Raw genomic sequence first — 14344 nt, 5'->3', positions numbered from 1 at the left:
GCGGCCTGATCGTGGTCGGCGTGCTGGCCGCCGTCGCGGTCTTCTTCCTGCTGCGGTGGAAGAAGAAGAAAGCGATGGGCAAGCTCGACGAGCGCACCGCGGAGCCCAGCAAGGCCGAGTGACCCGCCGCGCGGGACCTTCCACGAGCGCAGAACTCACCACGGCGAGTTCTGCGCTCGTGCGCGTTCAGCGGGCGGCGGCGATCAGCTCTTCGGCCGCCCGGACGTCCAGGGTCGCGTGGACGCCGAAGTCGACGGTCGTCGCCGGGGTCTGCTCGGCCGGGCGCCGGGGCGCGGCGTGCACGTGCCGCACGCCGGTGGCCTCCAGCACCTGGCGCACGTTGTGCGGCCGGATCCCGCCGCACGCCATCACCGTGACCCGGTCGCCTGCCTCCTCCGTCATCCGCGCCAGCAGCGGCGCCCCCTCGACGGCGGTCGCCGCCTGGCCGGAGCTGAGCACGCGCCGCACGCCCAGCTCCGCCAGCACCTCCAGCGCCACCAGCGGATCCGCGCACACGTCGATCGCACGGTGGAACGTCACCTCGCGCCCACCGGCGGCGGCCACCAGCTCACCCACCACCACCCGGTCGACCTCGCCTGCCGCGGTCAGCGCCCCGACCACGACACCCGCCGCTCCGGCCGCGACCGCGTGCCGCACGTCGGCGAGCATCGCGTCCACGTCGGCAGGCGCGTAGCGGAACCCGCCGTCCCGCGGCCGGATCAGCACGTGCACCCCGGCGCGCGTGCAGCGCGCCAGGGTGGCCGCGAGCAGCCCCGGCCCGGGCGTCAGCCCGCCCAGCGCGCCCGCGGCGCACAGCTCGACGCGGTCCGCGCCGAGCCGGTCCGCCGCGATCGCACCGTCCACGGTGTCCGTGCTCAGCTCGACGAAGGCCACTGCCGAGTAGTACCACGGCTCAGCCGGTCGAGTACCGCCGCGCGACGTCCTCCGCGGTGGACGCGCCGGCCCGCCAGTCCGCGATCCACGGCCCGGTGCCCTCGCTCGGGTCCAGGACGCCCTCCTCCAGCCAGGTGAAGGCGCCGTCCATGACCCGGTCGGTGAGGCGCCGGTCCACGTCGTCGGTGTTGCGCCACAGGCCCTCGAACAACGTCTCGATCCGCACCCGCGCCTGGCGGCAGAACACGTCGGCGAGCTCGTAGGCGGCTTCGCCCTCCCGGACGTCGTCCTCGCGCTGCATCTCCGCCCGCACGCACGCCGCGGACATCGCGAACAGCTCGGCGCCGATGTCGACGATCCGGCCGAGGAATCCCTGCCGCTTCTCCAGCCCGGCCTGCCAGCGCGCCATCCCGTAGAACGTCGAGCGAGCCAGCTTGCGGGCCGTGCGCTCGATGTAGCGCAGGTGCGGCGCGAGCTGCCCGAACTCCGCGAACGACGTGGGCACCTGGCCGCGGCCGGTGACCAGCTGCGGCAGCCACTTCGCGTAGAACCCGCTGGCCTTGGCCGCGGCCTTCGCCTTCGCGGGCAGGTCGGCCTCCACGTCGGCGAGCGCCCCGGCGGCCGCCAGGTGCGCGTCCACCGCCTCGCGGGCGATGAGCAGGTGCATGATCTCGGTCGAGCCCTCGAAGATGCGGTTGATCCGCAGGTCACGCACCAGCTGTTCGACGCCGACCGCCCGTTCCCCGCGCGCTGCGAGCGACTGGGCGGTCTCGTAGCCGCGGCCGCCGCGGATCTGCATCAGCTCGTCGGCGATCTTGCAGGACATCTCGCTGGCGTACAGCTTGGCCAGCGCCGCCTCGATGCGGATGTCGTTGCGGCCCTCGTCGCTCATGTGGCCGGACAGCTCCTGCACGCTCTCCAGCGCGTACGTCGTCGCGGCGATGAACGAGATCTTGTTCGCCACGGCCGCGTGCCCGGCGATCGGCTTGCCCCACTGCACGCGGGCCGCGGACCACTCGCGGGCGATCTTGAGGCACCACTTGCCCGCGCCCGCGCACATCGACGGGATCGACAACCGCCCGGTGTTGAGCGTCGCCAGCGCGATCTTGAGCCCCTTGCCCTCGCCGCCGACGACCGCGTCCGCGGGCACCCACACCTGGTGGAAGCGGGTGACGCCGTTTTCGATGCCACGCAGACCCATGAACGCGTTGCGCCGCTCCACGGTGATGCCGGGCGAGTCCATCTCGACGATGAACGCGGTGATCCCGCCGCGGTGCCCCTCGCTGCGCGGCACCCGCGCCATCACGACGACCAGTTCGGCGACGACACCGTTGGTGGTCCACAACTTCACACCGTCGAGGAGGTACCCGCCGTCCTCGGTGGGCGTCGCGGTGGTCGCCAGGCGCGCCGGGTCGGAGCCGACGTCGGGCTCGGTGAGCAGGAAGGCGGTCACCGCGCCCTTCGCGCAGCGCGGCAGGAACTTCGCCTTCTGCTCGGGCGTGCCTGCCAGCTTCAGGGGTTCCGGCACGCCGATCGACTGGTGCGCCGACAGCAGCACGCCCAGCGTCGGATGGACCGAGCCGAGCAACGCGAGCGCGCGGTTGTAGGCGACCTGGGACAGCCCGAGGCCGCCGTACTCCTCCGGGATCTTGATGCCGAAGCAGCCCAGCTCGGCCAGGCCCTTGACGTACTCGTCCGGGATGCGCGCCTCCCGCTCGATGACGGCGCCGTCGAGGGTTTCGGCGTACTCGCGCAGGCGGGTGAGGAACTGCTCGGCCTTCTTCGCGGCCGCGGGTTCGGCACGCGGGTGGGGGTGGACGAGGTCGAGCCGGAACCGCCCGAGGTAGAGCTCCTTCGCGAACGACGGCTTGCCCCAGCCGCTCTCCCGGGCCTCCTCGGCGACCGCGCGGGCTTCCTTCTCCGTCACCTTCGGCTGATCAACCACCGAACACCTCCTCGGTGCGCCGTCAAGACATTGTGACCAGTGTTACTCACCGGTAGCGCGAACGGAAGCCCCTCGACCGGGGTGGTGAATGCCACCGCGCGTCCGATGGCGGCGCGCGGGGACGCGGAGCACCATGCGAGTGGAGGTGGTCCGATGCCCGAGGTCGACCTGCCCCGCCCGGTCGGGTTCGTGCTCGGCGGGGGCGGCAGCCTGGGTGCGATGCAGGTCGGCATGCTGCGCGCCCTCACCGAGGCCGGGATCCGGCCCGACCTGGTCGTCGGCACGTCGGTGGGGTCCCTCAACGGCGCGGTGCTCGCGCTGGACCCGGACGACGCCGGCGAGCGGCTGCGCAAGACCTGGACGCACATGACCCGCCACGAGGCGTTCCCCGGCGGGGTCCTCAGCCAGGTGCGCACCCTGCGGCACAGCAAGACCCACCTCTTCCCGAACATCGGCCTGGCCACGATCGTCGACGACCACCTCGGGCCGGGCACCACGTTCGAGGACCTCGCGCTGCCGCTGGGCGTCGTCGCGACCGACGTGGACACCGCGGAGGCGCGCCTGTTCACCTCCGGCGACCTGCGGCCGCCCCTGCTGGCGAGCGCGGCGATCCCGGGCATCTACCCGCCGGTCGAGCACGACGGGCGCCTGCTCTACGACGGCGGCCTCGTCGCGAACGTGCCGATGCGGCAGGCGCTGGTGCTCGGCGCGCGGTCGCTCGTGGTGCTGGACTGCGCCTTCCCCGGCCAGATCCCGTCGCCGCCGCAGACGTTCGCCGAGGTGCTGATGTACACGGCGATGGTGAGCATGCGGAACCAAGCCGTGCTGGAGGCGCCGATCGCGGCCGCGGAGGTGCCGGTGGTCTACCTGCCGGGGCCGCGCCCGGTGCGGCTGAGCCCGCTGGACTTCAGCCGCACCGAGGAGCTGACCGACCTCGCGTTCGAGGCCGCGCGGATCTACCTGGACGGCCTGGTGATCGACGGGCCAGGCCTCTACGGCGGCCCCGGGGTCAAAATCGGGTGACGCGGGCCACTCCGGGACAACAAACCGGGTGAGGGCACGTCTATCCGGGCGCGGTAGTTTTGCTTTCTCACCCACTATTTCCCAAAAAGAGACCACATGACAGTCAAGAAGACTTTACCTTTCACCCGCAGCGCGCCGATCGCGGCTGGACTGCTCGCGGTGGCGCTCTTTCTGTCGGCGTGCAGTTCCGGCAATTCGGGCAATGCGAACAACGGCGGCACGGCCGCGCCCGGCACCTCGAGCCAGGCGGCGGCGGTTTCCGTTTCCATCGAACCCGCGAACGGGAAGAACATCAGCCCGGTCACGCCGATCGTGGTGAAGGCGGCCAACGGCACGCTCCGCGACGTGACCGTCCAGAACGCCGCGAAGCACACCACCGTGAAGGGCGAGTTCTCGGCGGACAAGACCACCTGGACCTCGTCCGAACCGCTCGGGTACGGCAGCACCTACACGATCGACGCGCACGGCGCCGACGGCAGCGGCAAGACGGTCGACCAGCAGGGCCAGGTGACCACGGTGTCGCCGTCGAAGCAGGCGAACCCGAACATGATCCCCGCGCCGGCTTCGGTGGCCCAGACCGGTGTCGGGGTCGGGCAGCCCATCGTCTTCCAGTTCAGCTACCCGGTGAAGAACAAGGCGGACGTGGAAAAGCAGCTGTCGGTGGTGTCGAATCCGCCGCAGCAGGGCGGCTGGTACTGGATCGACGACAAGAACGTGCATTACCGGCCCAAGGAGTACTGGCAGCCGGGCACGACGCTGACCGTTTCCGCGAAGATCTACGGTGTCGATTTCGGCAACGGCGTCTACGGCGCGGAGGACCGCACCGAGACCTACCACGTGCACGATTCCTGGATCGCGAAAGCCGACGGCAACACCGAGCAGATGCAGATCCTCCACAACGGCCAGGTGGTGAAGACCATGCCGATTTCGATGGGCAAGGACGCCACCCCGACGCACCTGGGCGCGCACGTCATTTCGTTCAAGGCGCAGAGCTACACGATGGACTCCTGCACCTACGGCGTCTGCCAGGGCGATCCGAAGTGGTACCGGTCCGAGGAGAAGTGGACCGAGCGCATCTCCAACGACGGCGAGTTCGTCCACGAGAACCCGAACAGCGTGGGCGCGCAGGGCAACTCGAACGTGTCGCACGGCTGCATCAACCTCAACGCCGAGAACGCCGAGTGGTTCTTCAACAACCTGGGGCTGGGTGACGTGGTCGAGGTGACCAACTCCGGCGGGCAGCAGCTGCCGGTGTGGGACCTCTACGGCGACTGGGCGCTGTCGTGGGAGCAGTGGCAGCAGGGCAGCGCGCTGAAGTGACCTGTGGTGATCGCGGTTCCGGGGCGGCACGATGGGGGTCATGACTGCCCCGGAACTCGATCACGCGCGACGGCTCGTGGACGGCGCTTCGCGGATCGTCGCGCTCACCGGCGCCGGTGTCTCCACCGATTCGGGCATCCCGGACTTCCGGGGCCCGCAGGGGGTGTGGACGAAGAACCCGGCCGCCGAGAAGCTGTCGCACATCGACGACTACGTCGCCAGCCGTGAGGTGCGTGAGCAGTCGTGGCAGGCCCGGCTCGACCACCCCGGGTGGTGGGCCAGGCCGAACGCGGCGCACCTGGCCCTGGTCGACCTGGAACGGCAGGGCAGGCTGTCGGCGATCCTCACGCAGAACATCGACGGGCTGCACCAGAAGGCCGGGAACTCGCCGGACCGGGTGGTCGAGCTGCACGGCACGATGGCCGACACGATCTGCCTGGCCTGCGACGACCGCCGCGACATGCACGAGACGCTGGACCGCGTGCGGGCCGGGGAGTCCGACCCGGAGTGCGAGATCTGCGGCGGGATCCTCAAGTCCGCGGCGGTGTCCTTCGGGCAGATGCTCGACCCGGAGGTGGTGGACCGCGCTCGCGAAGCCGCCGAGACGTGCGACCTGATGCTGGCGCTGGGCACCTCGCTGACCGTGCACCCGGCCGCCGGCCTGGTGGACATCGCGGCGGCCGCCGGGGCGCCGGTGATCATCGCGAACGCCTCCGAAACGCCCTACGACGACGTGGCGACCGTGGTGTTGCGTGAGCCGCTGGGCGAGGTGCTGCCGAAGCTGGTCAGTCGCTGACCGGTTCGCCGTGGCTGGCGATCACCACCGTGGCCACCAGCGCCGCGACGACCAGCGCGGTCAGGTACACCGGCACCGGCGTGAACGACACCGCCAGCGCCAGCACCGCGGCGAGCGGGAAGCCGATCGCGATCGGGCGGCACTCGTTGCGCGGCCCGACGTGCAGCAGCCACACGCTGACCAGGAACACCGCCACGGGCACGGTGGTGGCGAACGCGGCGACCAGCTCGGGCGCGTGGCCGGTGTGGGTCTCGTGGTCCAGCGCGACCTCGATGCCGACGCCGACCGCGGCCGCCGACGTGAAGATCAGGTAGTGGCCGTAGCCCCAGGCGTAGCCGTACTTGAACTGGGCGAGCCGCTGGTGGCCGGGCTGGTCGAAGTACAGCCACCACATGCCGAACACCAGGACCAGCCCGGCCAGCGCGAGGAACACCAGGTTCAGCACGTCGTGACCGGTGTCGATCGCCTCGCGGACCGCGTTCGTCGCGCCGAAGATCGTTTCGCCGAGCACGATCAGCGTGAACAGGCCGTACCGCTCGGCGATGTGGTGGCGGTGCCAGTTGGTCGGCGTGCGGCGCTCGGCCCAGACCGGCACGAGCATCTCGGCCGCGGCGAGCACCAGGAAACTGGGCAGGAACCACGATTCGGGCACCGCGAGCCGCGCGATCCAGCCGGCCTGCACGATCATGATGCCCAGCGCGTACCGCAGTGCCGTCGACCGGCATTCGGGCACGCTCCGGGCAGCCCGCAGCCACTGCGCGACCATCGCCAGCCGCATCAGCACGTACCCGATCACGATGACCGTGAAGTCGTCGGAGAACGCCTTCCCCACGCCGGCGGCGACGACCAGCGCGCCGCCGATCTGCACGAACGTCAGCAACCGGTAGGGGCCGTCGTCGGTGTCGAACGCGGAGGCGAACCAGGTGAAGTTCACCCAGCCCCACCAGATCGCGAAGAACACGAGCAGGAAGCTCAGCACGCCGTGGCCGACGTGGTTCTCCGACAACGCGTGGTGCAGTTCCGCCGCGGCCTGGCCGACCGCGACGACGAAACACAGGTCGAACAACAATTCCAGCGGGGTCGCCGCGCGGTGCTCCTCGTCGCGGTCCCGCGCCGTCATCGGCCGGTACCAGACGCGGTACCGCCGGTTCGCGGGTGCCACGGACATGCCTCGCCCCTCCCGGTCGGCTGCTGTCCGCCTCATCCCAGCACACACGACGGGTGGGCCCGGCTCCCCCTCGTCCGGGCCCACCCACGTGGGTGCCTTCCTGCCGCCGTACGATCCCCCGCGGACGCCGACGGTACCGGGCTGGGCGTGACCCTGAGTGTCCGATCTCGAGAGCCCGGAGCGCGGTCCCCATCCCCGGAACCCGCTCCACATAGCCACTGTCCGTAGCTGATCCCCGCACCGTGAAGGCAAGTCAAGGTTTACCCGGTCGCTCTCCGTAGATCTAGCACCTTCGGGGAAGTCTCACTCATATGGAGCAGCAGTTGTGGCGCTGAGTAGTTGATCGTTAGAGGCGCGTGCTCGCCGGGCGCGGAGTTCGGCGATCCCGAGCCCCAGTGCGAAGAGGACAAAACCGACGGCACACAGCAGCGAGACGGCGAGCGCGGCCGGGAAGTCGTTGCCGGACGCGGGGAGGACCGCCCGGAACACCGACGCGAGCACCGCGGTGCCGATCGCCGTGCCGATCCGCTGCCCGGTCTGCAACGCTCCCCCGGCGACACCGGCCATCCGCGTCGGCACGCACTCCAGCGTCAGGGTCGTGTTGGGCGAAATCTCCATCCCGCCCCCGATCCCGGCCACCAGCAGGGGCAACGCGACCACCAGACCGAGGTCCTGCCCCGGTGCGAGCCACGCCAGCAGCGCGACGACACCCAGCCCCAGCGCGACCAGCGACAGACCGGTAACCGTCAGGCGGCGCCCCCACCGCGCCACGAGCCGTCCCGCCACCGCCGCGGAAACCGCCGCCCCCACCGCGAACGGCGTCACCGCCAGCCCGGATTCCAGCGGCGTGTAACCGAGGCCCTGCTGGAAGAACATCGCGAACACCAGCCAGATCCCGGCGAACCCGCAGAAGTACACCGCGCCGATCACCGCGCCCGGGGTGTAGCCCGGGGTTTCGGTGAACAACCGGACGTCCATCAGCGGCGTGCGCTCGTGCCGCACCACACGCCGCTCCCAGCGGACGAACGCGAAGCCGAACACGGCCGCGACCGGGAACAACCACCACAGCCGCCGCAGACCGTCCTCTTCGGACTCCACCAGCGGCAGCAGCACGCCCAGCACGGCGAGCCCGAGCAGCAGCACACCGACGAAGTCGATCTCGGACCGCAGCCGCGCGGGACGGCCCTCGGCACGCGGCAGCAACCGCAACGCCAGCACGAACGCGAACGCCCCGATCGGCACGTTCACGAAGAACACCCACCGCCACCCGTGCTCCTCACCGAACACGGCGAGGATGAGACCACCCAGCACCGGCCCGACAGCCGTGGAGATGCCGACGACCGACCCGAACGCGCCGAACGCCTTCCCCCGCTCCGCGCCGCGGAACAGGTCCTGGATCAGCCCGGTGTTCTGCGGCGTGAGCAACCCGGCCGCGCACCCCTGCAGCAACCGCGCGACGACCAGCACCTCACCCGTCGGCGCGGCACCGGCGAACGCGCTCATCGCCACGAACGCCGCCAGCGCGATGAGGAACATCCGGCGCCTGCCCAGGGCATCGCCCAGCCTGCCGCCGGACACCAGCACCAGGCCGAAGGTGAGCGCGTAGCCCGAGACGACCCACTGCGCGGTGCCGGCGTCGCCGCCGATCCCCTTCTGGATGGACGGCAACGCCACGTTCACGATGCTGACGTCCAGCAGGCCCATGAAACCGGCGGTGAGCGTTACGGCCAGGGCTTTCCAGCGGCGTGGGTCTTGTTGCTGGGTGAGGGTCACTCATCCATGGTGGCTTGTTCGTTGTGGTTGCGCGCGCTACGCGGGTTTCTCGGGCGCCGGGCTTCGCTTCGCTACGCCCGGATCTTGGTGCCCTCCCGAACCCGATCTTTCAGTGTTCGGTTGCCGAGAAGCGGCGTCAAGGCTGGAAAGAGTACCTTGACCCCGCTGCTCGGCAACCGATTTGGCTGGGGATCGGGTTGCGGGAGAGGGGTGGCTCGTGGGGTGGGCGGCTTTCGTTGCCGGGTGGCCGTTGGGTTGTGCTTGTTCTAGGTGCCGGCGGTGATGCCGGGGATGCCTTTCAGTTCACCCATCAGCATGGAGCTCACCTTGACCGGGTAGTCGTACAGGGCGAACGTCGTCTCACGCTGTTTGCCCACCAGCTTCAAGCGGACGGGGGTGTCGCCGCGGTGGGCGAGCAGCGTCGACTTCAGCTCGCCGACCACGCTCTTGTCCAGGCGCTCCGCGGTGCAGCGCAGCACGAGCGGGGGCTCGTCCTCACCGTTGCCGATCTCCGACAGGTCCAGCGGGACGAGGCCGCCGCCGAAGACGGACATCTTGTCCTCGCGCCAGTTGACGCGGCCTTTGACCAGGACGGCGTTGTCTTCGATGAGGTCGGCCTGGAACAGGGCGTACGACTTCGGGAAGAACAGCACCTCCAGCGAGGCGTCCATGTCCTCGACCGTGCAGATGGCCCAGGGTTCGCCCTTCTTGTTGACCCTGCGCTCCAGTGAGGTGATCAGGCCGGAGATGACCAACTCGCCTTCCTTGGGCGGGTTGTCCAGGATGGCGGCGATCGGGCGCGGGGCGTGTTTGCGCAGGATCCGTTCGGCGCCGTCCAGTGGGTGCGCGGACACGTACAGGCCCAGCATCTCCCGCTCGTAGGCCAGCAGCTGCTTGCGCGGCCACTCCTCGTCGCCGAACTTCAGGTGCGCCAGCGGCGACGACGAAGGCGCGGGCTCGGCCGCGTCGCCGTCCCCGCCGAACGCCCCGAACAGGTCGAACTGGCCCATCGCCTCCTGGCGCTTGAGCGGCACCACCGCGTCGACCGCGTCTTCGTGCACCTGGATCATCGACAGGCGCGTGTTGCCGAGGCTGTCGAACGCGCCGGCCTTGATCAGCGATTCGATGACCCGCTTGTTGCAGGCCACCAGCTCCGACTTGTCCAGGAAGTCGGTGAAGGAGGAGTACTTGCCCTTCTCCTGGCGGGTCTTGATGATCGACTCCACCACGTTGGCGCCGACGTTGCGGACCGCGCCCATGCCGAAGCGGATGTCGTCGCCGACCGCGGCGAAGCGCTGGCCCGATTCGTTGACGTCCGGCGGCAGCACCTTGATGCCGAGGCGGCGGCACTCGGACAGGTAGACCGCGGACTTGTCCTTGTTGTCACCCACCGAGGTGAGCAGCGCGGCCATGTACTCCGCGGTGTAGTTCGCCTTCAGGTACGCCGTCCAGTACGACACCAGGCCGTAGGCGGCCGCGTGGCTCTTGTTGAACGCGTACCCGGCGAACGGGAGGATCGTGTCCCACAGCGCCTGGATGGCCTCGTCGGAGAAGCCGTTCTCCTTCATCCCGGCGTGGAAGCCCTCGAACTCCTTGTCGAGGACCTCCTTCTTCTTCTTGCCCATCGCGCGGCGCAGAACATCCGCTCGGCCCATCGAGTAGCCGGCGACCTTCTGCGCGATGTGCATGATCTGCTCCTGATAGACGATCAGGCCGTACGTGTCGGCCAGGATCTCCTTCAGGGGCTCTTCCAGCTCGGGGTGAATCGGCTTGACCTGCTGCCGGTTGTTCTTCCGGTCGGCGTAGTCGTTGTGGGCGTTCATGCCCATCGGGCCGGGCCGGTACAGCGCGCCGACCGCGACGATGTCGTCGAACACCGTCGGCTGCATGCGGCGCAGCAGGTCCCGCATCGGGCCGCCGTCCAGCTGGAACACGCCGAGCGTGTCACCGCGGGACAGCAACTTGTAGGTCTCCGGGTCGTCGACGCCCAGGGTGTCCAGGTCGATGTCGATGCCGCGGTTGGCCTTGATGTTGTCGATGGCGTCACCGATGACGGTGAGGTTGCGCAGACCCAGGAAGTCCATCTTCAACAGGCCGATGGCCTCGCAGGACGGGTAGTCCCACCCGGTGATGATCGACCCGTCGTCCCGCTGCCAGAGCGGGATGGCGTCCATCAGCGGCTCGCTGGACATGATGACCGCGCAGGCGTGCACGCCCGCGTTGCGGATCAGGCCCTCCAGGCCGCGGGCGGTGTTGAAGATCGTGGAGACCTCTTCGTCGGTCTCGATCAGCGTCCGGACCTCGGCGGCCTCGCCGTAGCGCTCGTGCTGCGGGTCCACGATGCCGGACAGCGGGATGTCCTTCGCCATGATCGGCGGCGGCAGCGCCTTGGAGATCTTGTCCGCGATCGCGTAACCCGGCTGGCCGAAGTGCACGCGCGCCGAGTCCTTGATCGCGGCCTTCGTCTTGATGGTGCCGAAGGTGATGACCTGGGCCACCTTGTCCGCGCCGTACTTCTCGGTGGCGTAGCGGATCATCTCGCCGCGGCGGCGGTCGTCGAAGTCGATGTCGATGTCGGGCATCGACACGCGCTCCGGGTTGAGGAACCGCTCGAACAGCAGCTTCTGCGGGATCGGGTCCAGGTTCGTGATGCCGAGCACGTAGGCGACCAGCGAACCCGCCGCCGAACCACGGCCGGGGCCGACCCGGATGCCGACCTTGCGGGCGTAGTTGATGAGGTCGGCGACGACGAGGAAGTAGGCCGGGAAGCCCTTCCCGATGATGACCTCGAGCTCCATCTCGAGCCGCTCGCGGTAGCCCTCGGGCGCGCCCTCCGGGAACCGCCACGCCAGGCCGCGGTCGACCTCGGCCCGCAGCCACGACGCCTCGTCGTGGCCTTCGGGCACCTCGAAGACGGGCATGCGGTCTTTGTGGGTGTAGACGTCTTCGTAGGACTGGACGCGTTCGGCGATGAGCAGGGTGGAGTCGGCGGCGCCGGGGACTTCGGTGTCCCAGTACTCGCGCATCTCGGCGGCCGATTTCAGGTAGTAGCCGTCGCCGTCGAACTTGAACCGGTTCGGGTCGTTGAGGGTCTTGCCCGACTGCACGCACAGCAGCGCCGAGTGCGAGTCGGCCTGGTCCTTGGTGACGTAGTGCGAGTCGTTGGTGGCCAGCGGTTTGAGGTCGAGCAGCTTGCCGATCTCCAGCAGCCCCTCGCGCACCGACCGCTCGATGGGCAGGCCGTGGTCCATCAGCTCCAGGAAGAAGTTGTCCGCCCCGAAGATGTCCTTGTAGTCGGAGGCGGCCTGGATGGCCTCGGCCTTCTGGCCCAGCCGCAACCGGGTCTGCACCTCACCCGAGGGGCAGCCGGTGGTGGCGATGATGCCGGAGGCGTTCTCCGCGATCAGCTCCCGGTCCATCCGCGGCTTGCGGTAGTAGCCCTGGATCGAGGCCAGCGACGACAGCTTGAACAGGTTGCGCAACCCCGTCGCGTTCTCCGCCAGCATCGTCATGTGCGTGTACGCACCACCACCGGACACGTCACCGCCCTCACCGAACTCGTCCGAGCCCCGCTGCGAGGCCTGCCCCCAGAAGATCGGCTTCTTGGTGAACCGCGACTCCGGCGCGATGTAGGCCTCGATCCCGATGATCGGCTTCAGCCCGGCCTTGCGCGACTGCTGGTAGAACTCGTCCGCCCCGTACATGTTGCCGTGGTCGGTCATCCCGACCGCGGGCATGCCGAGACGACTCGCCTCGGCGAACAGCGGGGCGATCTTCGCCGCACCGTCGAGCATCGAGTACTCGGTGTGCACGTGCAGGTGGACGAAGGAATCGTTCGACACCAGCAGGAACCTCCCCTTGTTTCACGCTGACTCCCGGCCTGGAGGGATCAGCCTAGCTCGCGGCACCGACGAAAAACGCGCCGACGTGCCGAGCGAAGTTTATTTGACCTCCAGTTCCAGTATGGGCTACGGTTCCGGCATGGCGAGATCGAAGGCCTTCGACGTGGACGCCGCCGTGGACAAGGCGATGGAGGTCTTCTGGGCGAACGGATTCGGCAGCACCACGCCCCAGCAGCTCGTCGACGCGCTGGGCATCGGGCGGGGCAGCCTGTACAACGCGTTCGACAGCAAGCACGCCCTCTACGAGCGGGCGCTGCGGCGCTACTACGAGCGCGAGACGGTCCGGCTCATCGAGGTGCTGGACGGGCCCGGCCCGGCCCGCGAGCGGCTGCGCGCGGCGCTGGAGCTCGTCGTCGACGCGGCCCGCGAAGACCGGCGTGGCTGCATGATGGCCAACGCGGCGGTCGAGTTCGGCGCGGCCGACGAGGTGGTCAACCACCTGGTGCGACGGACCTTCGAGCGGCAGGAGGCCGCCTTCCGCAGCACCATCGAGGAGGGGCAGCGGTCGGGCGAGATCGACCCCGCGGCCGACGCGCGGGCGCTCGCGTCGTTCCTGCTCACCACCATCAACGGCATCCGCGTGCTGGCCAAGGCCGACCCGGACCCGCGCCGCCTCGCCGACCTGGCCGGCACCGCTCTGCGCGCGATCTGAACCCGCTGACCTGCGGCGTTTTGCGCTGCCTTCATTTTGTAACTCTAGTTCAAGAAAGAGAGAGCACGTGGACCTGCAGTTGGACGGCAAGACGGCGGTCGTGACCGGCGCGAGCAAAGGGATCGGCCTGGCGGTCGTCCGCGCGCTGGCCGCCGAGGGCGTGACGGTGTTCGCGGCGGCACGCACCGTGAGCGAAGGCGTGCCGGTGCGGGCGGACCTGACGACCCGCGAGGGGGTGGCGCTGCTCGCGGAGCGGGCCGGGGACGTCGACATCCTGGTCAACAACCTCGGCGGCGTGACCACGGACAGCATGCGGGCGGGCGGTTTCCTGGACATCGACGACGAGGCGTGGCAGCGCACGTACGAGCTGAACCTGTTTTCGACCGTGCGGGTGACCAGGGCGCTGCTGCCGGGACTCCTCCGGCGGCGCGGCATCGTGATCAACATCTCGTCGATCGGGGCGCGGGCCGCCTTCCAGCCGGTCGACTACGGCACGGCCAAGGCGGCGCTGACAAACCTGACGAAGGCGCTGGCCGAGGAGTTCGGGTCACGCGGCCTGCGCGCGCTGACCGTCAGCCCCGGCCCGACGCGGACCGCCAACTGGGCCGACCCGGAGGGGTACGCGGGCGAGCTGGCGGCCGCCGCCGGGGTCCCGCTGGCGGAGTTCCTGGCCGGCGTGCCCGCGTCGATGGGCATCACCACCGGCAGGCTGACCGAGCCCGAGGAGACGGCCGCGCTGGTGACGTTCCTCGCCTCGCCCCGCTCGGGCAACCTGACCGGCGCCGACTACCTGGCCGACGGCGGCGTGATCAAGACCGTGTAGTGACGAGCATCCGGTTGACAGTCCGATGTGACGCGGCGAGCCTCGGGG

Annotated in this window: 11 protein-coding genes; 5 read left to right on the top strand and 6 right to left on the bottom strand. The window is 69.7% G+C overall.

The window, feature by feature from the left end; genetic code table 11:
• Positions 1-186: 186 nt before the first annotated feature.
• Together L2C96_RS40450 and L2C96_RS40445 are read right to left on the bottom strand one after the other, a co-directional pair.
• On the bottom strand, positions 187-894 hold the full coding sequence (locus L2C96_RS40450; RefSeq protein ID WP_237339865.1) for a copper homeostasis protein CutC: 708 nt from the start codon (positions 892-894) through the stop codon (positions 187-189).
• Positions 895-913: 19 nt separating this feature from the next.
• Complete coding sequence (locus L2C96_RS40445) at positions 914-2839, bottom strand: acyl-CoA dehydrogenase family protein (protein WP_237339864.1); 1926 nt, start codon at positions 2837-2839, stop codon at positions 914-916.
• A 153-nt stretch (positions 2840-2992) separates the two neighbouring features.
• On the opposite strand from L2C96_RS40445, the gene L2C96_RS40440 reads away from it, so the two are divergent.
• Positions 2993-3862 carry a patatin-like phospholipase family protein gene (locus tag L2C96_RS40440; protein WP_237339863.1) on the top strand — a complete coding sequence of 290 codons (870 nt, stop codon included), beginning with the start codon at positions 2993-2995 and terminating at the stop codon, positions 3860-3862.
• 74 nt (positions 3863-3936) lie between these two features.
• Here the strand turns inward: L2C96_RS40440 and L2C96_RS45530 are convergent, their stop codons facing one another.
• Positions 3937-4191, bottom strand: coding sequence for a hypothetical protein (locus tag L2C96_RS45530; RefSeq protein ID WP_237339862.1), 255 nt, complete (start codon positions 4189-4191; stop codon positions 3937-3939).
• 16 nt (positions 4192-4207) lie between these two features.
• Here L2C96_RS45530 and L2C96_RS40430 point away from each other — a divergent pair, with 16 nt between their 5' ends.
• Together L2C96_RS40430 and L2C96_RS40425 are read left to right on the top strand one after the other, a co-directional pair.
• Entirely contained in the window at positions 4208-5182 is a 975-nt protein-coding gene (locus tag L2C96_RS40430; protein ID WP_237339861.1) for a L,D-transpeptidase, read from the top strand.
• Between the two features lie 40 nt (positions 5183-5222).
• On the top strand, positions 5223-5978 hold the full coding sequence (locus L2C96_RS40425; RefSeq protein WP_237339860.1) for an SIR2 family NAD-dependent protein deacylase: 756 nt from the start codon (positions 5223-5225) through the stop codon (positions 5976-5978).
• On the opposite strand, the gene L2C96_RS40420 is transcribed toward L2C96_RS40425, so the two are convergent.
• The 3 genes from L2C96_RS40420 to dnaE all read right to left on the bottom strand — a co-directional run bounded on the left by L2C96_RS40420 (position 5968) and on the right by dnaE (position 12761).
• Entirely contained in the window at positions 5968-7146 is a 1179-nt protein-coding gene (locus tag L2C96_RS40420; RefSeq protein WP_237339859.1) for a low temperature requirement protein A, read from the bottom strand. The two genes, L2C96_RS40425 and L2C96_RS40420, sit on opposite strands and share 11 nt — an antisense overlap.
• A 303-nt stretch (positions 7147-7449) precedes the next feature.
• Positions 7450-8850 (bottom strand): MFS transporter, encoded by a 1401-nt coding sequence (locus tag L2C96_RS40415; RefSeq protein ID WP_237339867.1) that lies wholly within the window; start codon positions 8848-8850, stop codon positions 7450-7452.
• 335 nt (positions 8851-9185) lie between these two features.
• A complete protein-coding gene (dnaE, locus tag L2C96_RS40410; RefSeq protein WP_020423100.1) occupies positions 9186-12761 on the bottom strand; it encodes a DNA polymerase III subunit alpha in 3576 nt (1191 codons plus the stop codon).
• Positions 12762-12900: 139 nt separating this feature from the next.
• On the opposite strand from dnaE, the gene L2C96_RS40405 reads away from it, so the two are divergent.
• Positions 12901-13473 carry a TetR/AcrR family transcriptional regulator gene (locus tag L2C96_RS40405; protein ID WP_237339858.1) on the top strand — a complete coding sequence of 191 codons (573 nt, stop codon included), beginning with the start codon at positions 12901-12903 and terminating at the stop codon, positions 13471-13473.
• Between the two features lie 67 nt (positions 13474-13540).
• Entirely contained in the window at positions 13541-14296 is a 756-nt protein-coding gene (locus L2C96_RS40400; RefSeq protein ID WP_237339857.1) for an SDR family oxidoreductase, read from the top strand.
• Positions 14297-14344: the final 48 nt, after the last annotated feature.

This window comes from Amycolatopsis tucumanensis (assembly GCF_021654135.1).
GTDB classification, from domain to species: domain Bacteria; phylum Actinomycetota; class Actinomycetes; order Mycobacteriales; family Pseudonocardiaceae; genus Amycolatopsis_E; species Amycolatopsis_E tucumanensis.
The sequence above is the reverse complement of the archived record's forward strand: the minus strand, read 5'-3'. Positions and strand labels throughout refer to the sequence as shown.

Bases quoted from the DNA above. Each gene is read 5' to 3' on its own strand.
- L2C96_RS40420 (WP_237339859.1), bottom strand. From the start codon at position 7,146: ATGTCCGTGGCACCCGCGAACCGGCGGTACCGCGTCTGGTACCGGCCG.
- L2C96_RS40405 (WP_237339858.1), top strand. From the start codon at position 12,901: ATGGCGAGATCGAAGGCCTTCGACGTGGACGCCGCCGTGGACAAGGCG.
- L2C96_RS40440 (WP_237339863.1), top strand. From the start codon at position 2,993: ATGCCCGAGGTCGACCTGCCCCGCCCGGTCGGGTTCGTGCTCGGCGGG.
- L2C96_RS40415 (WP_237339867.1), bottom strand. From the start codon at position 8,850: ATGGGCCTGCTGGACGTCAGCATCGTGAACGTGGCGTTGCCGTCCATC.
- L2C96_RS40425 (WP_237339860.1), top strand. From the start codon at position 5,223: ATGACTGCCCCGGAACTCGATCACGCGCGACGGCTCGTGGACGGCGCT.